Genomic DNA, 21865 nt, shown 5'->3' with positions numbered 1-21865 from the left:
AACGGTGAGGAGGGTGACGGCCCGGTCCCGGGGAGGAGGACGTCACGATCTCCTCCACCTACATCCGGGCGTGCGTCGCCGCAGGGGACATGGACCCGGCGGCCCGCGCCCTCGGCCGCCCGCACCGGGTGGACGGCGTCGTCGTGCGCGGCGACCGGCGCGGCCGCGACCTCGGCTACCCGACCGCGAACGTGGAGTGCCCGCCGTTCACCGCCATCCCGGCCGACGGCGTGTACGCCGGGCACCTGGTGACCCGCGACCCCCGCAGCGGTGCGAGCAGGAGCGGTTCCCGGCGGCCATCTCGGTGGGCACCAACCCGACGTTCCAGGGCAGCCGCCGGACCGTCGAGGCCTTCGTCCTCGACTTCGAGGGCGATCTGTACGGCGAGCACGTCGGCGTCGAGTTCGCCCGCCGGCTCCGTCCGATGGCGGCTTTCCCCGACGTGGCCGCCCTCGTCGCGGCGATGGACACGGACGTGGCCGACACCCGCCGGATCCTCGGGCTGCAGGACTGAGTCGTCTCGCCGACGGGACTGGAAGGCCACTCGGCGCGACCACGATCACGCCGCTGGTAGCCTGGTTGCTTGCTGGGACAACCCGGCTGTGTGAGACCTGCCCTCGTGATTCAGACCGGGGCCACACGTGACCCGCCCCGGAGGCGAACCATGGCGCTCGACAGCGCGCTCAAGAAGCAGATCATGACCGAGTACGCCACGGTCGAGAACGACACCGGCTCGCCCGAGGTGCAGGTCGCGATGCTGACCAAGCGGATCAGCGACCTCACCGAGCACCTCAAGATGCACAAGCACGACCACCACAGCCGGCGGGGCCTGCTCCTGCTGGTGGGTCGTCGTCGCCGCCTGCTGAACTACCTGGCCAAGACCGACATCAGCCGCTACCGCTCGCTCATCGAGCGGCTGGGTCTGCGCCGCTAAGCACGACGAGGGGCCGCTCCGGGACATCCCGGACGGTCCCCTTCCTCGTGCGGCACCCGTCGTACGAGGAGAAACCGGCCCGCCGCCGGACGCGTCCCCGCAAGGGCCGGTCCTCGGTAGTGGCCCCCGGGCACGCATCGGTCGCCCCGCAACGGGGAACCGGATCCCGAGGGCTTCGATCGAGCACCGGTCGCCCCGGACGCAGGACGGCTCATCACCAGACGAGCGGGTCGTCAGAGGAGTCGCAGGTCGGCACGAGGCCGCTGCGACGAAGAAGAGAGAAGGACACGTGTCCGCACCCACCATCACCGCTGAGTTCGACGCCGAGGACGGCGTCACCACCGCCACGGCGGTCATCGACAACGGCAGCTTCGGCAGCCGTTCCATCACCTTCGAGACCGGCCGGCTCGCCCGTCAGGCCGCCGGCTCCGTCGTCGTCACCATGGGCGACACCATGCTGCTGTCGGCCACCACGGCCGGCCGTCAGCCGAAGGAGCAGTTCGACTTCTTCCCGCTGACCGTCGACGTCGAGGAGCGGATGTACGCCGCCGGGCGCATCCCCGGCTCGTTCTTCCGCCGCGAGGGCCGCCCCTCCGAGGACGCGATCCTCACCTGCCGGCTGATCGACCGCCCGCTGCGCCCGACGTTCGCCAAGGGCCTGCGCAACGAGGTCCAGGTCGTCATCACGGTCATGGCGCTGGACCCCCAGCACCTCTACGACGTGATCGCGATCAACGCCGCCTCGGCGTCCACCCAGCTGTCGGGTCTGCCGTTCTCCGGCCCGGTCGGTGCCACGCGCGTCGCGCTGATCAACGGTCAGTGGGTCGGCTTCCCGACAGAGACCGAGCTCGAGGACGCCGTCTTCGACATGGTCGTGGCCGGCCGCGTCCTCCCCGACGGCGACGTCGCGATCATGATGGTCGAGGCCGAGGCCACCGAGAAGACGATCGAGCTCGTGGCCGGCGGCGCTCCCGCCCCGACCGAGGAGGTCGTCGCCCAGGGCCTCGAGGCCGCCAAGCCCTTCATCAAGTCGCTCTGCGACGCCCAGGCCGCGATGGCCGAGAAGGCCGCCAAGCCGGTCGCGGAGTTCCCCGCTTCCTGGACTACCAGGACGACGTCTACGCCGCCGTCGAGGCCCACCTCGGCGACAAGCTGGCCCAGGCGCAGCAGATCGCCGGCAAGCACGAGCGCGAGGACGCCACCGACGCGCTCAAGGACGAGGTCAAGGCCGCGCTGGCCGGCCAGTTCGAGGGCCGCGAGAAGGAGATCTCCGGTGCCTTCCGCGCGCTGACCAAGAAGGTCGTCCGCCAGCGGATCCTGCGCGACAAGGTCCGCATCGACGGTCGCGGTCTCACCGACATCCGGCCGCTGTCGGCCGAGGTCGAGGTCATCCCGCGCGTGCACGGCTCGGCGCTGTTCGAGCGCGGCGAGACGCAGATCCTGGGCGTCACGACGCTGAACATGCTCCGCATGGAGCAGCAGCTGGACACGCTCTCCCCGGTGACCCGCAAGCGCTACATGCACAACTACAACTTCCCGCCGTACTCCACCGGCGAGACCGGGCGCGTGGGTTCGCCCAAGCGCCGCGAGATCGGCCACGGTGCGCTCGCCGAGCGCGCGCTGGTCCCGGTCCTGCCCAACCGCGAGGAGTTCCCTACGCGATCCGGCAGGTGTCGGAGGCGCTGGGCTCCAACGGCTCGACGTCCATGGGTTCGGTCTGCGCCTCGACGCTGGCCCTGCTCAACGCCGGTGTGCCCCTCAAGGCCCCCGTCGCGGGCATCGCCATGGGCCTGGTGTCCGACGAGGTCGACGGGAAGACCGAGTACGTCGCGCTGACCGACATCCTCGGCGCCGAGGACGCCTTCGGTGACATGGACTTCAAGGTCGCCGGCACCAAGGACTTCGTCACGGCCCTCCAGCTGGACACGAAGCTCGACGGCATCCCCTCCGACGTCCTCGCCGGTGCGCTGACCCAGGCCCGCGCGGCCCGGCTGCACATCCTCGATGTCATGGGCGAGGCCATCGACGGCCCCGACGAGATGAGCCCCTACGCCCCGCGGGTCACCACGGTGCGCATCCCGGTCGACAAGATCGGCGCGGTCATCGGCCCGAAGGGGCAGATGATCAACGCGATCCAGGACGAGACCGGCGCCGACATCACCATCGAGGACGACGGCACGATCTACGTCGGCGCGTCCGACGGCCCGTCGGCCCAGGCCGCGGTCGACCGGATCAACGCGATCGCCAACCCGACGCTGCCCAAGGTCGGCGAGCGCTTCCTCGGCACGGTCGTCAAGACCACGCCGTTCGGCGCCTTCGTCTCCCTGCTGCCCGGCCGCGACGGTCTGGTGCACATCAGCAAGCTCGGTGGGGGCAAGCGCATCGGCAAGGTCGAGGATGTCGCGAACGTCGGCGACAAGATGCAGGTGGAGATCACCGACATCGACGCCCGCGGCAAGATCAGCCTGGTGCCGGTCGCCGAGGGCGACACCGGCGGCGCGGCTGCCGAGGCGCCGGCCGAGGCCGCTGCACCCGCGGGTGAGTGATCACGTCTGACATCACGGGGACCGGGGCGGGTGCTGATGCACCCGTCCCGTTCCCCGTCGGGCAGACCGAGCTGCTCGACCTCGACGAGGTCGGCGGCCGGGTGGAGCGCACCGAGCTCCCGGGCGGCCTGCGGGTCCTCACCGAGACGATGCCTGGCGTCCTCTCGGCGACGCTGGGCATCTGGGTCGGCGTCGGCTCCCGGGACGAGAGCCCGGCGGTGGCCGGCTCGTCGCACTTCCTCGAGCACCTGCTGTTCAAGGGCACGGCGACCCGCAGCGCCCTGGAGATCGCGACGGCCATGGACGCCGTCGGCGGTGAGATGAACGCCTTCACCGCCAAGGAGCACACCTGCTTCTACGCGAACGTGCTGGCCTCGGACCTGCCGCTCGCGGTGACCCTGCTGTCGGACCTGGTGACCGAGGCGCGCAACACCGTCGAGGACCTGGAGTCCGAGCGCACGGTGGTGCTCGAGGAGATCGCCATGCGCGACGACGAGCCTTCCGATGCGGTGCACGACCTGTTCTCCGAGACGCTGTTCGGTGACACCCCGCTCGGCCGCTCGGTGCTCGGCACCGTGGAGTCGATCGAGGGACTGACCCGGGACGACGTCGACGGCTGGTACCGAGGGCGGTACACCGTGCCCTCGATCGTCGTCACGGCGGCGGGCCGGGTCGACCACCAGCAGGTGCTCGGTCTCGTCGAGGCGGCCTTCGCCGGTCGGCTCGGCGGGGACACCCGGCCGGCGCCGCTGCGCACGGGGAGGAGGGCGCGGTGCACAAGCCGGCCCGCTCCGCCGGCCTGATCGCCCGCAGGACGGAGCAGACCCACCTGCTGCTGGGCACACCGGCGATGGGGAGGCTCGACGAGCGCCGGTACGCCGGCGCCGTGCTCGACGCCGCGGTGGGCGGGGGATGAGCTCGCGGCTGTTCCAGGAGATCCGGGAGCAACGCGGTCTGGTCTACAGCGTGGGGTCGGCGCTGTCGCACTACGCCGGGGTCGGTTCCTTCTCGGTGTACGCCGGATGCTCCAAGAAGCGCGTGCCCGAGGTGCTGCGCCTGATCCGCGCCGAGCTCGACCGCGTGGCCGCCGACGGCATCACCGCCGAGGAGGTGGCGCGCAGCCGCGGTCAGCTCAAGGGCGGTGTGGTGCTCGGGCTCGAGGACACCGGATCCCGGATGAGCCGGCTCGGCAAGAGCGAGCTCTCCTACGGCGAGTACCTGCCGGTGCGAGAGGTGCTGGCGCGGCTGGACGCGGTGGACGAGGACCAGGTGCGCGGCGTGGCGGCCGAGCTGTTCGGCCAGGACACCTGTCTGGCCGTCGTCGGGCCCTACCGCGAGTCCGACCTCGACCGTCTCTGATCGACCGGTGCGCGATGCCCTGCAGGTGCACGGCGCCCTCTCGCGCGGGGTGCTCGCCGTCGTCGTCCTGGTCTCGCTGGCGGTCCTGTTCGCCCCGGCCTCCGACGTACCGAGTGCGCCCCGGGAGTCGACAAGCTCGTCCACGTGGCCCTCTTCGCGGCCCTGGCCCTCGCCGGACGCTGGGCCGGGCTCGGTGCCGGTGCGCTGGTGGTGCTGCTCCTCGGCTACGCCGTGGCCAGCGAGCTGATCCAGGGCTTCACGCCGCTGGCGCGCAGCGCCTCGCCGGCGGACGCGCTGGCCGACGCGCTCGGCGTCGGCATCGGACTGCTCGCCTGGGTCCCGATCGGCCGCCGGCTCCCGCCGGTCCCCTGATCCGGCGGCTTGCGGATGGGCGGCGGTGCGGGAAGCCTGGCGGCGTGACCACCAGCACCTCCACTCCCGACCAGCAGGATCCGACGACGGCGGCACCCGAGGTGCCGCTCCTCAACGTGGGGGTCCTCGGCGCCCGGGGCCGGATGGGCACGGAGGTGGTCAAGGCGGTCAACGCCGCCGACGACCTCGAGCTGGTCGCCATGGTCGACGACGGTGACTGGGTGTTCGACATCGCCAACGCCGGTGCGCAGGTGGTCGTGGACTTCACCCGCCCCGACGTCGTGATGGACAACATCCGGTTCTGCATCGACAACAACATCCACTGCGTCGTCGGGACGACGGGCTTCGACGAGGCCAAGCTCGCCACCATCGCGGAGTGGCTGGAGCCGAAGCCGGAGATCGGCGTGGTGATCGCTCCCAACTTCGGCATCGGGGCGGTGCTCCTGATGAAGTTCGCGCAGGAGGCGGCCCGCTTCTTCCCGTCGGTGGAGGTCGTCGAGCTCCACCACCCGAACAAGGTCGACGCGCCGTCGGGCACGGCGGTGCGGACGGCCCGTCTCGTGGCCGCGGCCCGTCGGGCGGCCGGCCTCCCGGCATCGCCGGACGCCACCACCGACTCCCTGCCGGGCGCGCGCGGTGCCGACGTCGAAGGGGTGGCCGTGCACGCGGTGCGGCTGACCGGCTTGGTCGCGCACCAGGAAGTCCTCATGGGGGCGGCGGGGAGACCCTGACCCTGCGCCACGACTCCTTCGACCGCGCTTCCTTCATGCCCGGAGTCCTGCTGGCGGTGCGCGAGATCGGCCGGCACCCGGGTCTGACGGTCGGGATCGAGAGCTTCCTGGGCCTGGAGTAGCGGCAGATCCGGCCCCGCCGGCGCCGTCCTCGAGCCCGGCGGGGGACCCCGTGCACGGCCTCCTGAGGTCGTGTATGGTTCTCCATGCGCCGCGCGGACCGGGAGGTCCGCCGGTCCAGGTGCCCCGCTGTGGCGGGGGCTGGAAACCGGCGTAGTGTTGGACATCCAGCCAGCAGGGAAGCCCGTGAGGGTGGAGTTGTTGCGCGTCCGCTCTTTGAGAACTCAACAGCGTGCCGAAAGTCAGTGCCAAGTATTACCCCGTGCCGGGGCCCTTCGGGTTCTGGTTTGGGATTCCTTTGGTTGATTGATATCGCGAGTGTCAGCTCGCGGTTCTCAGCCGGTTCAAATTCATCTACGGAGAGTTTGATCCTGGCTCAGGACGAACGCTGGCGGCGTGCTTAACACATGCAAGTCGAACGGTGAACTCCGCTTGCGGGGGATCAGTGGCGAACGGGTGAGTAACACGTGGGCAACCTGCCCTCAGCTCTGGGATAACTCCAAGAAATTGGGGCTAATACCGGATATGACTGCTGACCGCATGGTCTGGTGGTGGAAAGATTTATCGGCTGGGGATGGGCCCGCGGCCTATCAGCTTGTTGGTGGGGTAGTGGCCTACCAAGGCGACGACGGGTAGCCGGCCTGAGAGGGTGACCGGCCACACTGGGACTGAGACACGGCCCAGACTCCTACGGGAGGCAGCAGTGGGGAATATTGCGCAATGGGCGGAAGCCTGACGCAGCGACGCCGCGTGGGGGATGACGGCCTTCGGGTTGTAAACCTCTTTCAGTAGGGACGAAGCGGAAGTGACGGTACCTACAGAAGAAGCACCGGCCAACTACGTGCCAGCAGCCGCGGTAATACGTAGGGTGCAAGCGTTGTCCGGAATTATTGGGCGTAAAGAGCTCGTAGGCGGTTTGTTGCGTCGGCTGTGAAATCCCGAGGCTCAACCTCGGGTCTGCAGTCGATACGAGCAAACTAGAGTGTTGCAGGGGAGACTGGAATTCCTGGTGTAGCGGTGAAATGCGCAGATATCAGGAGGAACACCGGTGGCGAAGGCGGGTCTCTGGGCAACAACTGACGCTGAGGAGCGAAAGCGTGGGGAGCGAACAGGATTAGATACCCTGGTAGTCCACGCCGTAAACGTTGGGCGCTAGGTGTGGGGCTCATTCCACGAGTTCCGTGCCGCAGCTAACGCATTAAGCGCCCCGCCTGGGGAGTACGGCCGCAAGGCTAAAACTCAAAGGAATTGACGGGGGCCCGCACAAGCGGCGGAGCATGTTGCTTAATTCGATGCAACGCGAAGAACCTTACCTAGGCTTGACATGCACGGAAATCCTCCAGAGATGGTGGGTCCGTAAGGGTCGTGCACAGGTGGTGCATGGTTGTCGTCAGCTCGTGTCGTGAGATGTTGGGTTAAGTCCCGCAACGAGCGCAACCCTCGTCCTATGTTGCCAGCACGTGATGGTGGGGACTCATAGGAGACTGCCGGGGTCAACTCGGAGGAAGGTGGGGATGACGTCAAATCATCATGCCCCTTATGTCTAGGGCTGCAAACATGCTACAATGGCCGGTACAAAGGGCTGCGATACCGTGAGGTGGAGCGAATCCCAAAAGCCGGTCTCAGTTCGGATTGGGGTCTGCAACTCGACCCCATGAAGTTGGAGTCGCTAGTAATCGCAGATCAGCAACGCTGCGGTGAATACGTTCCCGGGCCTTGTACACACCGCCCGTCACGTCACGAAAGTCGGTAACGCCCGAAGCCGGTGGCCCAACCCTTGTGGAGGGAGCCGTCGAAGGCGGGATCGGCGATTGGGACGAAGTCGTAACAAGGTAGCCGTACCGGAAGGTGCGGCTGGATCACCTCCTTTCTAAGGAGCACTGGCCGCTCTCCTCGTGAGGGTGGTCCAGAGCCGCGCCCAGGACGCGATGGCCCGTCACTACCGATGGGTCGGGTGTTTCTGGGGTGGTGCTCGAGGGTGGAACGCTGACCAGTTCGGCCGCCGGCTTCGGTCGGTCCTCAGTACGGCGTCGCTTCGGTGGCGTGTGGAAGTGGATCGCGTGGAGTGCGGGGGTCGTAGGCGCGCTGTTGGGTCCTGAGGGAGCGGGCGACCGTTTGCTCATGTCGGGGCCGGTCTGCATCTCATACCGTCGTCGCCCTGTGGGGTGGTGGGTCTGGTGGGGTGGGGGTGATCGGTGTCTGGTCGTACGTTGAGAACTGCACAGTGGACGCGAGCATCTTTTGACTCTGATTAGCAGAGTTCTTGTAGGCCCGCCCGTCTTTGTTCCTTCCGGGGCAATGGTGGGTGGGATTTTTGTGTGGCCAAGTTGTTAAGGGCGCACGGTGGATGCCTTGGCACCAGGAGCCGATGAAGGACGTAGGAGGCTGCGATAAGCCTCGGGGAGCTGTCAACCGAGCGTTGATCCGAGGATTTCCGAATGGGGGAACCCCGCACCAGTCATGTGGTGTGACCCGCGCCTGAACACATAGGGCGTGTGGAGGGAACGTGGGAAGTGAAACATCTCAGTACCCACAGGAAGAGAAAACAACCGTGATTCCGTGAGTAGTGGCGAGCGAAAGCGGATGAGGCTAAACCGATCGCATGTGATAGCCGGCAGGCGTTGTGTGGTCGGGGTCGTGGGACCGTCTGGAGTGTTCTGCCGAGCACTCGGGGAGTGAGAAAACAGCGTCGTTAGTGGAAGGCCTCTGGAAGGGGTCGCCGTAGAGGGTGAGAGCCCCGTACACGAAAACGCGTTGTCTCCCTTGGGCGTGTTCCCAAGTAGCACCGAGCCCGTGAAATTCGGTGTGAATCTGGCGGGACCACCCGCTAAGCCTGAATACTCCCTGGTGACCGATAGCGGACAAGTACCGTGAGGGAAAGGTGAAAAGTACCCCGGGAGGGAGTGAAATAGTACCTGAAACCGTGTGCCTACAAGCCGTGAGAGCCTTATGTCGCTTCGTGCGATGGGGGTGATTGCGTGCCTTTTGAAGAATGAGCCTGCGAGTTAGTGGTACGTGGCGAGGTTAACCCGTGTGGGGTAGCCGTAGCGAAAGCGAGTCCGAACAGGGCGAGTCAGTCGCGTGCCCTAGACCCGAAGCCGAGTGATCTACCCATGGCCAGGTTGAAGCGCGGGTAAGACCGCGTGGAGGACCGAACCCACCAGGGTTGAAAACCTGGGGGATGAGCTGTGGGTAGGGGTGAAAGGCCAATCAAACTCGGTGATAGCTGGTTCTCCCCGAAATGCATTTAGGTGCAGCGTCACGTGTTTCTTGCCGGAGGTAGAGCACTGGATGGCTGAGGGGCCCCACAAGGTTACTGACGTCAACCAAACTCCGAATGCCGGTAAGTGAGAGCGTGGCAGTGAGACTGCGGGCGATAAGGTTCGTAGTCGAGAGGAAACAGCCCAGATCATCGGCTAAGGCCCCTAAGCGTGTGCTAAGTGGAAAAGGATGTGGAGTCGCAGAGACAACCAGGAGGTTGGCTTAGAAGCAGCCATCCTTGAAAGAGTGCGTAATAGCTCACTGGTCAAGTGATTCCGCGCCGACAATGTAGCGGGGCTCAAGCACACCGCCGAAGCCGTGGCATTCATGCAACAGCCTGTCGCCGGCCTCGAGCCGGCGGCCAGGTGTGTGGATGGGTAGGGGAGCGTCGTGTGGCGGTGGAAGCGGCGGAGTGATCCAGCCGTGGACGCCACGCGAGTGAGAATGCAGGCATGAGTAGCGAGAGGGGAGTGAGAACCTCCCCGCCGGAAGACCAAGGGTTCCTGGGCCAGGCTAATCCGCCCAGGGTGAGTCGGGACCTAAGGCGAGGCCGACAGGCGTAGTCGATGGACAACGGGTTGATATTCCCGTACCCGCGAAGGAACGCCCATGCTGAACCCAGCGATGCTAACCGCCCGAACGCCCGTGACCGATCCTTTCGAGGTGAGGCGTGGGTTCTAGCGCGGGACCCGGACTGGTAGTAGGCAAGCGATGGGGTGACGCAGGAAGGTAGTTCTACCGGTGAGTGGTAGTACCGGGGCAAGGGTGTGGCCCGCGACGTAGGTAAATCCGCGTCGCACGAGGGTGAGACCTGACGCATAGCCGAATGAGGCGAATTGGATGATCCTATGCTGCCGAGAAAAGCCTCTAGCGAGTTCCGAGCGGCCCGTACCCCAAACCAACTCAGGTGGTCAGGTAGAGAATACCGAGGCGATCGAGCGAACTGTGGTTAAGGAACTCGGCAAAATGCCCCCGTAACTTCGGGAGAAGGGGGCCACTTCCTGTCAACACCTTGACGGTGGGCAGCGGGGGTGGCCGCAGAGACCAGTGAGAAGCGACTGTTTACTAAAAACACAGGTCCGTGCGAAGTCGTAAGACGATGTATACGGACTGACGCCTGCCCGGTGCTGGAACGTTAAGGGGACGGGTTAGTCCTTCGGGGCGAAGCTCAGAACTCAAGCGCCAGTAAACGGCGGTGGTAACTATAACCATCCTAAGGTAGCGAAATTCCTTGTCGGGTAAGTTCCGACCTGCACGAATGGCGTAACGACTTCTCAGCTGTCTCAACCACAGGCTCGGCGAAATTGCACTACGAGTAAAGATGCTCGTTACGCGCGGCAGGACGGAAAGACCCCGGGACCTTTACTATAGCTTGATATTGGTGTTCGGTTCGGCTTGTGTAGGATAGGTGGGAGACTGTGAAGCGGGCACGCCAGTGTTCGTGGAGTCGCCGTTGAAATACCACTCTGGTCGAATTGGATGTCTAACCTCGGTCCGTGATCCGGATCAGGGACAGTGTCAGGTGGGTAGTTTAACTGGGGCGGTTGCCTCCCAAAATGTAACGGAGGCGCCCAAAGGTTCCCTCAGCCTGGTTGGCAATCAGGTGTCGAGTGCAAGTGCACAAGGGAGCTTGACTGTGAGACCGACGGGTCGAGCAGGAGCGAAAGCTGGGACTAGTGACCCGGCACCGGCATGTGGAAGCGGTGTCGCTCAACGGATAAAAGGTACCCCGGGGATAACAGGCTGATCTTCCCCAAGAGTCCATATCGACGGGATGGTTTGGCACCTCGATGTCGGCTCGTCGCATCCTGGGGCTGGAGTAGGTCCCAAGGGTTGGGCTGTTCGCCCATTAAAGCGGTACGCGAGCTGGGTTTAGAACGTCGTGAGACAGTTCGGTCCCTATCCGCCGTGCGCGTAAGAGACTTGAGAAGAGCTGTCCCTAGTACGAGAGGACCGGGACGGACGAACCTCTGGTGTGCCAGTTGTACCGCCAGGTGCACTGCTGGTTAGCTACGTTCGGCAGGGATAACCGCTGAAAGCATCTAAGCGGGAAGCTCGCTTCAAGATGAGGTCTCTCACCGGGTCAACCGGGTAAGGCCCCCGCCCAGACCAGCGGGTTGATAGGCCGGAAGTGGAAGCACCGCGAGGTGTGCAGCTGACCGGTACTAACAGGCCGAGGGCTTGACCACACACACCCCCTCTTTCTTCGACCGGGGGTGCGGGAACACTGGTCAGAGTCGTTTACGAAGATTGCTTCGCGTCCACTGTGCGGTTCTGAACGCACGACCACTCCGGTTTCCCCACCGGAGGTGTGGTCGGCAGCGTTCTTCCGGTTCCCCACCGGAGGTGCGTTGATATGTTCACAGAGTTACGGCGGCCATGGCGAGAGGGAAACGCCCGGCAACATTCCGAACCCGGAAGCTAAGCCTCTCAGCGCCGATGGTACTGCCCTGGAGACGGGGTGGGAGAGTAGGACGCCGCCGGACAACCATTCCCGAAGGGGCCCCAGCATTCATGCTGGGGCCCCTTCGTCATGCCCCGACCACATGTGCCCGTGCCGTGCGGACACAGTCTCCGCGGCAGGAGGACACGGGACGGCGCCGGGCCCTCCAGCGGGAGGCGCTCGTCAGCGGCGGCGGGGCTCCTTCGTCGTCGGCCCCACGTTGTCGTCCAGCCAGGCGTTCAGGACGACCAGGTCACGCCAGGCGCTCCGGACCTCGTCCAGGGCCCGGCGGGTGTGCAGCCACTCAGCCGGCTCCCATGTGCGGGTGGCGTGGAGGGCCTTGTGCTTGAGCAGGTCCATCCGTGCCGTGTCGGGGGCGAAGCCGGTGGGCGCGCGGATCAGGCGGTCCCCTTCGATGGTCCAGTCGGCGGCTGACAGGCGGTCCACCTCGGCCTGGAGCCGCGGTCCCTGCACGTCGTCGGCGACCGCCCGTCGGTACCGGGAGACCTGATCGCTCTCCAGGCGCCAGCACCCCCGGAGACCCGGAGGCCGTCCGCCGAGATCTGCACGTACCAGGCACCCGCCCGGCCTTCGGGATGGATGACCGCGCCCTGGTGCGTCTTGTACGGGGTCTTGTCGTGGCTGAAGCGGACGTCGCGGTAGGGACGGAAGACCTTGGGCGTGCCGAACTCGGGTGCGATCTCGGCCAGGAGCGCCTGCAGCGGGAAGCGCACGTGCTCGTCGTAGGCCGCCTTGTTGCGGCTCCAGTAGGTCTTCGAGTTGTCGGCTTCCAGCCCCTCGTAGAAGACCAGCCCTCGTCGGGGAACCCCTCGAAGGTCACCGTGCTCCTTCCGGCGTGTCGTCGAGCAGTGCGTGCCAGCGGATCTCCCGCAGCGGGTTCCCGCCCGTGTCCAGCGTCCGGGCCCAGCCGTCGGGCCCCCAGCCGGCCGACTCGTAGAAGGCCTGGCTCACCCGGTCCTCGTCGAGCAGCCACACCTGCAGGCGGGCGGTGCCGCCGGAGCGGGCCACGTCGCTGACCGCCGCCAGCAGCCGGCTGCCGTGGCCGCGCCGCCCCCAGCGGGGCTCTACGAGCAGGGTGCTCAGCTCGGTGGTCGGGCCGGCCGCGTCGGGCATCTCGCCGGGCGTCAGCTCGGCCGGCCCGAAGGCCGCGAAGCCCACGACGGTGTTCCGCTCCAGCGCGACGAGAACACCGTGCCCGGGAGTGGGGGAGACACGATGGCCGACGCCCAGCTGGCGGTCGCGGCATCGGCGTCCCAGTCGTCGAGCACCTCCGGCGGCAGGGCCGCGCGGTAGGCGGTGCGCCAGGTGACCAGCTGGACGCGCGCCACCTCGGCGGCGTCCTGCGGCACGGCCGGGCGGACGGACGCGTCCGCGGACCCGGTGATGCGCGGGAAGCCCGCCTCAGGATTCACCCGGGCAGCGTAAGCGTGGCCGTCCTCGCGACGGGCGTCGTACCTGCCGGGCAGGATCGAGGCCGTGAGTGCACCTGCGATCGACCGCCTGCCCGCCGGGCTGGCCCGCCGGATCGCCCTCGCGGCCCAGGGCTTCGCCGACCCCCGCCCGTCGGCCGACATCGGAGTCCGCCAGCTGCGCCGGGTCGTCGACCGGCTGGCCGTCGTCCAGATCGACTCGGTGAACGTGCTGTCCCGTGCCCACTACCTCCCAGCGTTCAGCCGGCTGGGGAGCTACCCACGCGCCGCGCTGGACGACCTGACCGCCCGGCGCCACGCGGTCTTCGAGTACTGGGCGCACGAGGCGTCGTTCCTGCCGGTACGGCTGCACCCGTACCTCCGCTGGCGGATGGCCGCGGCCGAGCAGCACGCCTGGGGCAACATGGTGCGGTTGCAGCGCGAGCGGTCCGGCTTCGTGGCCGAGGTGCTCGAGCGGGTCCGTGCAGAGGGGCCGCTCAAGGCCGGAGAGCTGCTCGAGGGCAGGCGTGAGCGCTCCGGCGAGATGTGGGACTGGCATGCGGGCAAGGTGGCCCTCGAGTGGCTCTTCTTCACCGGGGCGGTCACCGCGACGCACCGGACGACGAGCTTCGAGAAGGTCTACGACCTCACCGAGCGGGTGCTGCCGGCCGCGGTGCTGCAGGCACCCACGCCCGAGCCCGCCGACGCCGTCCGCGAGCTGGTCCGAACCGCCTCGCGGGCCCTCGGCGTCGCGACCGAACGGGATCTGCGCGACTACTTCCGGCTGAAACCCGCGGCGGCCCGGACGGCGGTGCAGGAACTGGCCGATGCAGGTGAGCTGGTCCCCGTCGAGGTCGCCGGCTGGGGGTCCCCGGCCTGGCTCGACCCGGAGGCGCGGCGGCCTCGTCGGATCCGGGCGCAGGCGCTGCTGAGCCCGTTCGACTCCCTCGTCTGGGAACGCCCCCGGGTCGAGCGGATCTTCGGTTTTCGCTACCGGCTGGAGATCTACACCCCCGCCGCCAAGCGGGTGCACGGGTACTACGTGCTGCCGTTCCTGCTCGGCGACCAGCTCGTCGCGCGTGCCGATCTCAAGGCCGACCGGAAGGCCGGCGTCCTGCGGGTGCAGTCGGTGCACGGGGAACCGGGCATCGACCGGCCCACGGTGGCGGCCGCATTGGCGGAGGAGCTGCGGCTCATGACCGAATGGCTGGAGCTCGACGAGGTCGGGGTCACCGGCGCCGGCGACCTGGCGTCCGACCTCGCCCGCGCGTCAGGGACCGCGCGGACCGACGTCGCGATCTGACCCCGCGGGCAGCCCGGCCAGCCGCCGGACCACCGCCAGCCCGGCCCCTCCGCCGGGCCACGCCCGCGACAGGGCTTCCTCGCCCGCTGCCCGCACCACCGAGCGCAGCGCCAGGGCCACCACGACGACGTCGTCCGCGTAGCCCAGGACCGGGACGACGTCGGGCACGAGATCCACGGGGAGAGCAGGTAGCCCAGCAGCAGCCAGAGCCGCACGCGGACACCGCGGGGAGCGACCGGTCGACGGCCAGCCGTCGCACCAGCCGGACCAGGTCGGGGAGCAGGCGCAGCGCCTCGCGCACGGTGAGCTCTGCCGGCCGGGCGCGCCAGAGCAGCACGAGCAGGACCGCCCAGAGCAGCAGGACGCCGCCCGCGACGGCGAGCACGGTCTGCCACCAGTCCACGCGAGGAGTCTGCCGGGAGCCGGTGGGCGCCTGGTGCGGGTGTGGTCCGGGCGCTCCCCGCGTCGGTGGCCGCACGTAGTCTCGGGCCCGTGGAAGGCGCACCGATCGACACCCAGTACGAGGACCTCCTCCGCCGCATCCTGGAGCAGGGAGCCCCCAAGGAGGACCGCACCGGCACCGGCACGGTGAGCCTCTTCGGGGAGCGGCTGCGGTACGACCTGTCCGAGCGCTTCCCGCTGGTGACGACGAAGAAGGTGCACTTCAAGTCGATCGCCGTCGAGTTGCTGTGGTTCCTGCGCGGCGACAGCAACGTCGGGTGGCTGCGCGAGAACGGCGTCACCATCTGGGACGAGTGGGCGTCCCCCGAGGGGGAGCTCGGACCGGTCTACGGCGTCCAGTGGCGGTCGTGGCCGACGCCCGACGGGCAGCAGATCGACCAGATCTCGAACGTCCTCTCCACGCTGCGATCCGACCCGGACTCCCGCCGGATGATCGTCTCGGCCTGGAACGTCGCCGCCCTGCCGGAGATGGCGCTGGCGCCCTGCCACGCGTTCTTCCAGTTCCACGTCGCCGACGGGCGGCTCTCCTGCCAGCTGTACCAGCGCAGCGCGGACATGTTCCTCGGCGTGCCGTTCAACATCGCCAGCTACGCGCTGCTGACCCGCATGGTCGCCGACCAGGTGGGCCTCGCGCCCGGTGACTTCATCTGGGTCGGGGGCGACTGCCACGTCTACAGCAACCACACCGAGCAGGTCCGCGAGCAGCTCTCCCGCGAGGTGCTGCCGTTCCCGACGCTGGAGCTGGCGCCGGCGCCGTCGCTGTTCGACTACACCTACGAGCACTTCACGGTGAACGACTACCGGCACCACCCGGCGATCCGGGCGGCCGTGGCGGTGTGAGCACCGTCGCGATGATCTGGGCACAGGCCCGCCACGGGGTCATCGGCGCCGGCGGAGGTCTTCCGTGGCACCTGCCCGAGGACCTGAAGCTCTTCCGCGCCCGCACCACGGGCTCGACGGTCGTCATGGGTCGGCGCACCTGGGAGTCGCTGCCCGAGCGGTTCCGCCCGCTGCCCGGTCGCACGAACGTCGTCCTCACCTCCGATCCGGACTGGACGGCCGAGGGGCGCGCCGCGCCGCGTCGGTCGCCGAGGCGCTCGGCGACCACGAGCCCCTCTGGGTGATCGGCGGCGGGGCGGTCTACGCCGCGTTCCTGCCGCACGCCGACCGGCTCGTGGTCACCGACGTCGACGTGGATGTCGAGGGCGACACCTGGGCGCCCGCGATCGGCCCCGCATGGCGCCGGGTCGGGCGGACGCCGCACGAGGGCTGGGACTGCTCGCCGTCGTCCGGGCTGCGCTACGCGGTGTCGGAGTACACGCGGGACCCCGTCGGTACCGCTGGGTAGATTCTCCCCATGACCAGTGACCCCGCTCGGCCCTTCGGGCGTGTGCTCACGGCGATGGTGACCCCGCTGGCCGAGGACGGTTCCATCGACCTCTCGGGTGCCCAGGAGCTGGCCGCGCACCTGGTCGACCGGCAGTCGCACGACGGGCTCGTCGTCTTCGGGACGACGGGGAGTCGCCGACGATCAGCGACGGCGAGCAGCACGCCGTCCTCGAGGCCGTGATGGACGCCGTGGGAGATCGGGCGACCGTGGTCGCGGGCGTCGGCACCAACGACACGGCGCACTCGATCGAGAAGGCGCAGTCGGCCGCCCGGCTGGGCGTGCACGGCCTCCTGGTCGTCACCCCGTACTACAACCGCCCACCGCAGGCAGGCCTGCTGCGGCACTTCACCGCGGTCGCCGACTCCACCGACCTGCCGGTGATGCTCTACGACATCCCGCCCCGGTCGTCGATCCCGATCGAGGTCGAGACGTTGGTCCGCGCGGCCGAGCACCCGCGGATCGTCGCGGTGAAGGACGCGAAGGCAGACCTGGGCGCGGTTGCGTGGACGCTCGCCCGCACCGACCTCGCCTACTACTCCGGCGAGGACATGCTCAACCTGCCGCTGCTCGCACTCGGCGCCGTCGGTGTGGTCAGCGTGGTCGGGCACGTGGTCGGCCCGCGGCTGGCGGAGCTGATCGCCGCTGTCGAGAACGGTGACCTGGCCACGGCGCGGCAGCTCAACGACAGCCTCCTCCCGGTCTACACCGGGATCTTCCGCACCCAGGGCGTGATCATGGTGAAGGCGGCGCTCAAGGAGCTCGGCCTCCCGGCCGGCCCCGTCCGTCCGCCGCTGGTGGACGCCACCCCCGAGCAGATCACCCAGCTGCGGGAGGACCTCGCCGCCGGAGGCATCGAGCTGTGAGCGGTCAGGTCACCCAGCCGCACCTGGAGTTGAAGGCCCCGCCGCCGCTGCCCGAGGGCGGGCTGCGCGTGATGGCGCTGGGCGGCCTCGGCGAGATCGGCCGCAACATGGCCGTCCTGGAGTTCGACGGCAGCCTGCTGGTCATCGACTGCGGTGTGCTGTTCCCCGAGGCCGAGCAGCCGGGCATCGACCTGATCCTCCCCGACTTCGGGGTCATCGAGCACCGCCTCGACGACATCACCGCCGTCGTCCTCACCCACGGGCACGAGGACCACATCGGAGCCATCCCGTACCTGCTGCGGCTGCGGGAGGACATCCCGCTGGTCGGCTCGCGGTTCACCCTCGCGCTGGTCGCGGCGAAGCTCCGGGAGCACCGCCTGGACCCGACGCTGGTCGAGGTGGCGGCGGGGAGGACCACCTGACCGGGCCGTTCCACTGCGAGTTCATCTCGGTCAACCACTCGATCCCCGACGCGCTCGCCGTCGCCGTGCACACCCCGGCCGGGGTCCTCGTGCACACCGGCGACTTCAAGATGGACCAGCTGCCGCTGGACGGCGTCCTGACCGACCTGGGCGCCTTCGCGCGGCTGGGCGCCACCGGCATCGACCTGCTGCTGTCTGACTCCACCAACGCCGAGGTGCCGGGCTTCGTCACTCCCGAGCGCAGCATCGGCCCGGTGCTCGACGACGTGTTCGCCCGGGCGTCGCAGCGGCTGATCGTGTCCAGTTTCGCCAGCCACGTGCACCGCATCCAGCAGGTGCTCGACTGCGCCGAGACGCACGGCCGGAAGGTCGCGCTCGTCGGCCGGTCGATGGTCCGCAACATGGGCGTCGCCCGCGACCTCGGGCTCCTCCGCGTGGCGCCCGGGCTGATGGTGTCCCTCGACGACGCCGCCGCGATGCCGCCCGAGCACGTGGTGCTGGTGAGTACCGGCTCCCAGGGCGAGCCGCTGTCGGCGCTCGGCCGCATGGCCCGCGGCGACCACCACCAGGTGACCATCGAGGCCGGCGACACCGTCGTCCTCGCGTCGTCGCTGGTGCCCGGCAACGAGACGGCCGTCTACAAGGTGATCAACGGCCTGGCCCGCCTGGGGGCCACCGTCGTGCACAAGGAGACCGCCCGCGTGCACGTCTCCGGCCACGCGCCGGCCGGCGAGCTGCGCACGCTGCTCAACGTCGCCAGGCCGCGGTACCTGATGCCGGTGCACGGGGAGTGGCGGCACCTGCGCGCCCACGCCGCACTGGCGGAGGAGACCGGGATGTCCGCCGACCGGGTGCTCCTGGCCGAGGACGGCGTGGTCGTGGACCTGGTCGACGGCAAGGCCGCGATCGTCGGCAGCGTGCCGATCGGGAACGTCTACGTCGACGGGCTCAACGTCGGCGACGTCGGCGAGGAGTCGCTGCAGGCGCGTCGGATCCTCGGCGACGAAGGCTTCGTGGCGCTCACCGTCGTCATCGAGCCCTCGACGAGGACGATCGTGCGTCCGGTGCACCTGCACACCAAGGGCTTCTCCGACGACCCGGCCGCTTTCGACGAGGTCCTCGCCATGGTCGAGGACAACCTCAAGCGCGCACTCCAGGACGACGAGGTCGACTCCCACCGGCTGTCGCAGATCGTCCGGCGGACCGTCGGCAAGTGGGTGTCGGACACCCACCGCCGCCGCCCGATGATCATCCCCACCGTCCTCGAGGTATAGCAGCAGCCGACGTGCTCCGGCCGGTCCGGGAGCCCGGGAGTTCGGGGTGTCTGCCGCCGGTCCTCCGCTCGGCGGGGGACGTCGATCAACCGTCTCCACGGACCGAACGCCCCTCGGGCCACGTGACTCATCGTGACTCCCCGATCGGCGACCGTGAGCACGCGCGCGGTTCCGGCCGGTGCGGCGCTGATCGTGCGCGAAAGCCGATCCGATCGTCGAACGGCCGGCCCGGAGCTGCGTATCTCCCAGCGTCCGGTGCTCGTCGGCCGGGCCCTTGGCATCCCTCGAGAAAGGGCAACTCATGCGCACCAGAACACTGGCCGGAGCCGGCGCGACTGCGCTGGCGCTCGGCGTGCTCACCAGCGGACCGGCACTGGCCCACGACGATCAGAAGCACCGCGTAGGCCAGAACAGCACCGAGGTCACGACCACGAAGGACACCGCCGACGTTGATCCGGCCGACGGGAAGTGCGCGGACGCATGGGGGCAGTGCTCGCTGCGGGCAGCGATCCAGCACGCCAACGCCTCCGGTGGCGGCACCATCGACCTCGACGGGGGCACCTACCACCTGAAGATCGCCGGTCGGGACGACGACAGCGGCGCGACGGGGGACCTCGATGTCGGCTCCCGCATCACGCTCGACGGCGACGGCGCGACCATCGACGCCCAGGGCGTCGACCGGGTCCTGCACGTGCTGGCCGGTGCCTCGCTCCGGCTCGACGAGCTCACGGTGACCGGCGGCGACGCGCAGGGGAGACAGCCTCCGGCGCCTCCGGCGGTGGCGTGCTCAACGCCGGAGAGCTCGACGTGGACCGCAGCACCGTCACGCACAACCGCGCGGTGCGGGCCGGCGGCGGCATCGAGGCCGAAGCCGGATCGCGGACGACGGTCGACCGGTCCACGTTGTCGGGGAACACCACCGGCGCGGGGCCCGGTAACGGCGGGGGTCTGCACCTCACCGGGGCGGGCACCGTGCACGTCGACCGGTCGCACGTCGTCCACAACATGGCTGCGGCCGAGGGTGGCGGCCTGTGGAACTCCTCGGCTGGGACGATGACGGTCACCCGCACCACGGTCTCGGGCAACACCGCCAGCGGTGACCAGGCGGAGAACGGGGGTGGCGGGCTCTACAACGACGGCGGCTCGTTGACCGTGGAACGCTCCAAGGTCGAGCACAACGTGGCCGACGGCGAGGCGGGCTCCGGCGGCGGGATCCTGAACAACGGCGGCACCCTGGTGGTCGAGCGCACCGCGCTGCGCGGCAACGACGCGCAGCGCGCCGGTGGCGGTATCGAGGCCGCCGCGGGGGACACGACGGTGAGCCGGTCGGACATCACCGGGAACGAGACCGGGCCCAACCCGGGCAACGGCGGTGGCGTCCACCTCGGTGGCGACGGGGTCGTGCGCTTGGACCGCAGCTCGGTCACGCGCAACCAGGCCGCCGGCGAGGGCGGCGGTCTGTGGAACTCCGAGGCGGGGACGTTCACGGTGACCCGCACCGACATCAGGAACAACTCCGCGCCGGTCGGGCCGGACGTCTACCAGGACGGGAACGGCGACGGCTTCACGATCGACAGGCAGACGGTGCCGGCCGCGGGGAGCTGATCGGGGAGCTCCGGCCGTCGTCCTGACCGGCGGGAGCTGAACAGGGACCTTCGGGCCCGGCCTCGGGAGGGCCGGGCCCGAAGGATGCTCAGAACCGCGAGACGAGCACGACCTCGCCAGCGGCATCGAGCACGGTGAAACCCACGGCATCCTCCCGGAGCACCGAGGAGTTCAGGTTGCAGTCCAGCTGGGCCGGTCCCACGCCCAGGAACTCCCCGGCCGGGACGGCGTCGCCGTCCCCGTCGGTGACCGTGACCCGATAGACCTCCCCGGCAGTGAATCCCTCACCGGAGAGCTTCACCTCGACGCCCCAGGTGTGGGCCACCAGGTCGGCGGTCGCCGCGATGTCCGCGTCGGCGATCTGGACGGGAACCGCCTCGAGCGGCACCGGATCGGGCACCGGCCGCGCCAGCCACCCCACGCCGAAGGCAGCCGCGGCGATGCCCACGGCGGCCGTGGCGGCCAGGGAGCGGCTCTCCGGCGGTGGATCGGCCGGGCCGGCCGGATCCGCTCCTGAGCCGCGATCCGGGCCAGGACGGCGTCGCCCAGGCCCGGCGGGACGGGTGGCACGTCATCCAGGTGGTCGGGGTTCACGCCCGACAGGCGTTCTCGCAGCGGGACCAGCGCGGCCAGCTCCGCGCGGCAGGCGGCGCAGCCGTCCAGATGGGCCCGGACGGCGGCCTGCTCCGCCGAGGTCCCGTGTCCCAGGGCGTAGACGCCCACCTGCTCACGCAGTTCGCGGTGGTCGTCCCGCGGAGGCTCGCTCACGGTTCCACCCCCATCTCCTCCATCGCCAGGCGAAGGGACTTCAACCCGTAGAAGACCCGGCTGCGCAGTGTGCCCACCGGGATGCCGAGCTCGGCCGCCACCTCGTCGTGCGGACGGCCGCGCAGGTGGGTCTGCACGATCGCGGTCCGGTGGTCGGCCCCGATCCGGCGCAGCGCCTCCTCGACCACCCACGCGTCGACGAGCTGTTCGTCGATGCCGTTCCCGGGGAGAGCTGCTCGGCCCGCGGCTCGGACAGCTGAGCCTGCCACGGGCGGACGGCCAGCCGGCGGACCTCGTCGACGACGACGTTCCGGGCGATCGCGAACAGCCAGGTGCGCAGACTGGCCAGCTGGGGGTCGAAGGAGTCGGCCGCGCGCCAGGCGCGGAGGAAGACCTCCTGGACGACGTCCTGTGCCGCTCCACCGTCCCCCAGTTGGCGCAGGGCGAAGCGGTACAGCTCGGGTCCGTGGGCGGCGTACGCCGCCCCACGTCGAGCTCGCCGCTCCGTGTGACACCGCGGCCTCGCCGCATCGGCGGTCCTCCCTGGACGGGTCCTCAGCAGGTGTACGGACGAGACCCTGG

At 69.0% G+C, this 21865-nt stretch carries 20 protein-coding genes, 3 rRNA genes and 8 pseudogenes; 24 read left to right on the top strand and 7 right to left on the bottom strand.

Annotated elements, in window-relative coordinates:
- Positions 1–89: 89 nt before the first annotated feature.
- The 15 genes and pseudogenes from U6N30_RS21175 to rrf all read left to right on the top strand — a co-directional run.
- Positions 90–200, top strand: a pseudogene (locus U6N30_RS21175) (riboflavin kinase); the annotation flags it as partial.
- Positions 201–304: 104 nt separating this feature from the next.
- Entirely contained in the window at positions 305–514 is a 210-nt protein-coding gene (locus U6N30_RS21170; RefSeq protein WP_324273851.1) for a riboflavin kinase, read from the top strand.
- Between the two features lie 150 nt (positions 515–664).
- Complete coding sequence (gene rpsO / locus U6N30_RS21165; RefSeq protein WP_324273850.1) at positions 665–934, top strand: 30S ribosomal protein S15; 270 nt, start codon at positions 665–667, stop codon at positions 932–934.
- 289 nt (positions 935–1223) lie between these two features.
- Positions 1224–1823, top strand: a pseudogene (locus tag U6N30_RS21160) (polyribonucleotide nucleotidyltransferase); the annotation flags it as partial.
- Positions 1754–2221: pseudogene (locus U6N30_RS21155) on the top strand (hypothetical protein); the annotation flags it as partial. The pseudogenes U6N30_RS21160 and U6N30_RS21155, both read left to right, overlap by 70 nt.
- Positions 2222–2332: 111 nt before the next feature.
- Positions 2333–2770, top strand: coding sequence for a hypothetical protein (locus U6N30_RS21150; protein ID WP_324278401.1), 438 nt, complete (start codon positions 2333–2335; stop codon positions 2768–2770).
- Positions 2686–3480 (top strand): S1 RNA-binding domain-containing protein, encoded by a 795-nt coding sequence (locus tag U6N30_RS21145; RefSeq protein ID WP_324273849.1) that lies wholly within the window; start codon positions 2686–2688, stop codon positions 3478–3480. The genes U6N30_RS21150 and U6N30_RS21145 overlap by 85 nt, the downstream gene beginning before the upstream one ends.
- Positions 3477–4283 carry a M16 family metallopeptidase gene (locus U6N30_RS21140; RefSeq protein WP_324273848.1) on the top strand — a complete coding sequence of 269 codons (807 nt, stop codon included), beginning with the start codon at positions 3477–3479 and terminating at the stop codon, positions 4281–4283. The genes U6N30_RS21145 and U6N30_RS21140 overlap by 4 nt, the downstream gene beginning before the upstream one ends.
- Entirely contained in the window at positions 4253–4396 is a 144-nt protein-coding gene (locus tag U6N30_RS21135; protein ID WP_324273847.1) for a hypothetical protein, read from the top strand. The genes U6N30_RS21140 and U6N30_RS21135 overlap by 31 nt, the downstream gene beginning before the upstream one ends.
- Positions 4393–4839, top strand: coding sequence for a M16 family metallopeptidase (locus tag U6N30_RS21130; RefSeq protein WP_324273846.1), 447 nt, complete (start codon positions 4393–4395; stop codon positions 4837–4839). Before U6N30_RS21135 ends, U6N30_RS21130 begins: the two co-directional genes overlap by 4 nt.
- 144 nt (positions 4840–4983) lie before the next feature.
- Positions 4984–5211 (top strand): VanZ family protein, encoded by a 228-nt coding sequence (locus U6N30_RS21125; protein WP_324273845.1) that lies wholly within the window; start codon positions 4984–4986, stop codon positions 5209–5211.
- Between the two features lie 143 nt (positions 5212–5354).
- Positions 5355–6064 (top strand): annotated as a pseudogene (gene dapB / locus U6N30_RS21120) (4-hydroxy-tetrahydrodipicolinate reductase).
- A 351-nt stretch (positions 6065–6415) separates the two neighbouring features.
- Positions 6416–7932: ribosomal RNA gene (locus U6N30_RS21110) — 16S ribosomal RNA — on the top strand.
- 450 nt (positions 7933–8382) lie between these two features.
- Positions 8383–11512, top strand: a 23S ribosomal RNA gene (locus U6N30_RS21105).
- A 180-nt stretch (positions 11513–11692) separates the two neighbouring features.
- Positions 11693–11809 (top strand): 5S ribosomal RNA (gene rrf / locus U6N30_RS21100).
- Together the 16S, 23S and 5S rRNA genes form the textbook arrangement of a ribosomal RNA operon.
- A 140-nt stretch (positions 11810–11949) precedes the next feature.
- Here the strand turns inward: rrf and U6N30_RS21095 are convergent.
- The 3 genes and pseudogenes from U6N30_RS21095 to U6N30_RS21085 all read right to left on the bottom strand — a co-directional run bounded on the left by U6N30_RS21095 (position 11950) and on the right by U6N30_RS21085 (position 13199).
- Positions 11950–12560 (bottom strand): annotated as a pseudogene (locus U6N30_RS21095) (DUF2461 domain-containing protein).
- A gap of 43 nt (positions 12561–12603) precedes the next feature.
- On the bottom strand, positions 12604–12945 hold the full coding sequence (locus U6N30_RS21090) for a GNAT family N-acetyltransferase (protein WP_324273843.1): 342 nt from the start codon (positions 12943–12945) through the stop codon (positions 12604–12606).
- Positions 12912–13199, bottom strand: coding sequence for a hypothetical protein (locus tag U6N30_RS21085; protein WP_324273842.1), 288 nt, complete (start codon positions 13197–13199; stop codon positions 12912–12914). The genes U6N30_RS21090 and U6N30_RS21085 overlap by 34 nt, the downstream gene beginning before the upstream one ends.
- 64 nt (positions 13200–13263) lie before the next feature.
- On the opposite strand from U6N30_RS21085, the gene U6N30_RS21080 reads away from it, so the two are divergent.
- Positions 13264–14499 carry a winged helix-turn-helix domain-containing protein gene (locus U6N30_RS21080; RefSeq protein ID WP_324273841.1) on the top strand — a complete coding sequence of 412 codons (1236 nt, stop codon included), beginning with the start codon at positions 13264–13266 and terminating at the stop codon, positions 14497–14499.
- On the opposite strand, the gene U6N30_RS21075 is transcribed toward U6N30_RS21080, so the two are convergent.
- A complete protein-coding gene (locus U6N30_RS21075; RefSeq protein WP_324273840.1) occupies positions 14467–14676 on the bottom strand; it encodes a YkvA family protein in 210 nt (69 codons plus the stop codon). The two genes, U6N30_RS21080 and U6N30_RS21075, sit on opposite strands and share 33 nt — an antisense overlap.
- A 315-nt stretch (positions 14677–14991) precedes the next feature.
- Between U6N30_RS21075 and U6N30_RS21070 the strand changes: the two genes are divergently transcribed.
- From U6N30_RS21070 to U6N30_RS21035, 8 genes and pseudogenes are all read left to right on the top strand, one after another.
- Positions 14992–15801, top strand: coding sequence for a thymidylate synthase (locus tag U6N30_RS21070; protein ID WP_324273839.1), 810 nt, complete (start codon positions 14992–14994; stop codon positions 15799–15801).
- Entirely contained in the window at positions 15798–16085 is a 288-nt protein-coding gene (locus U6N30_RS21065; RefSeq protein ID WP_324273838.1) for a dihydrofolate reductase, read from the top strand. The genes U6N30_RS21070 and U6N30_RS21065 overlap by 4 nt, the downstream gene beginning before the upstream one ends.
- Positions 16082–16309 (top strand): dihydrofolate reductase, encoded by a 228-nt coding sequence (locus U6N30_RS21060; RefSeq protein ID WP_324273837.1) that lies wholly within the window; start codon positions 16082–16084, stop codon positions 16307–16309. The genes U6N30_RS21065 and U6N30_RS21060 overlap by 4 nt, the downstream gene beginning before the upstream one ends.
- Before the next feature lie 9 nt (positions 16310–16318).
- Positions 16319–17214: pseudogene (gene dapA, locus U6N30_RS21055) on the top strand (4-hydroxy-tetrahydrodipicolinate synthase).
- On the top strand, positions 17211–17636 hold the full coding sequence (locus tag U6N30_RS21050; RefSeq protein WP_324273836.1) for an MBL fold metallo-hydrolase: 426 nt from the start codon (positions 17211–17213) through the stop codon (positions 17634–17636). The pseudogene dapA and the gene U6N30_RS21050 overlap by 4 nt, the downstream one beginning before the upstream one ends.
- 65 nt (positions 17637–17701) lie before the next feature.
- On the top strand, positions 17702–18910 hold the full coding sequence (locus U6N30_RS21045) for a ribonuclease J (protein ID WP_324273835.1): 1209 nt from the start codon (positions 17702–17704) through the stop codon (positions 18908–18910).
- 301 nt (positions 18911–19211) lie between these two features.
- Positions 19212–19400: pseudogene (locus tag U6N30_RS34360) on the top strand (hypothetical protein); the annotation flags it as partial.
- On the top strand, positions 19391–20515 hold the full coding sequence (locus U6N30_RS21035; RefSeq protein WP_422677965.1) for a right-handed parallel beta-helix repeat-containing protein: 1125 nt from the start codon (positions 19391–19393) through the stop codon (positions 20513–20515). The pseudogene U6N30_RS34360 and the gene U6N30_RS21035, both read left to right, overlap by 10 nt.
- Positions 20516–20603: 88 nt before the next feature.
- On the opposite strand, the gene U6N30_RS21030 is transcribed toward U6N30_RS21035, so the two are convergent.
- The 3 genes and pseudogenes from U6N30_RS21030 to U6N30_RS21020 all read right to left on the bottom strand — a co-directional run.
- A complete protein-coding gene (locus U6N30_RS21030) occupies positions 20604–20963 on the bottom strand; it encodes a hypothetical protein (protein ID WP_324278598.1) in 360 nt (119 codons plus the stop codon).
- 316 nt (positions 20964–21279) lie between these two features.
- Positions 21280–21552, bottom strand: coding sequence for a sigma factor-like helix-turn-helix DNA-binding protein (locus tag U6N30_RS21025; protein ID WP_324273832.1), 273 nt, complete (start codon positions 21550–21552; stop codon positions 21280–21282).
- A 68-nt stretch (positions 21553–21620) separates the two neighbouring features.
- Positions 21621–21716: pseudogene (locus U6N30_RS21020) on the bottom strand (sigma factor); the annotation flags it as partial.
- Between the last annotated feature and the right edge of the window lie 149 nt (positions 21717–21865).

The sequence above is a fragment of the Blastococcus brunescens genome (assembly GCF_035320885.1).
In the GTDB taxonomy this organism is placed as follows: Bacteria; Actinomycetota; Actinomycetes; order Mycobacteriales; family Geodermatophilaceae; genus Blastococcus_B; species Blastococcus_B brunescens.
The sequence above is the reverse complement of the archived record's forward strand: the minus strand, read 5'-3'. Positions and strand labels throughout refer to the sequence as shown.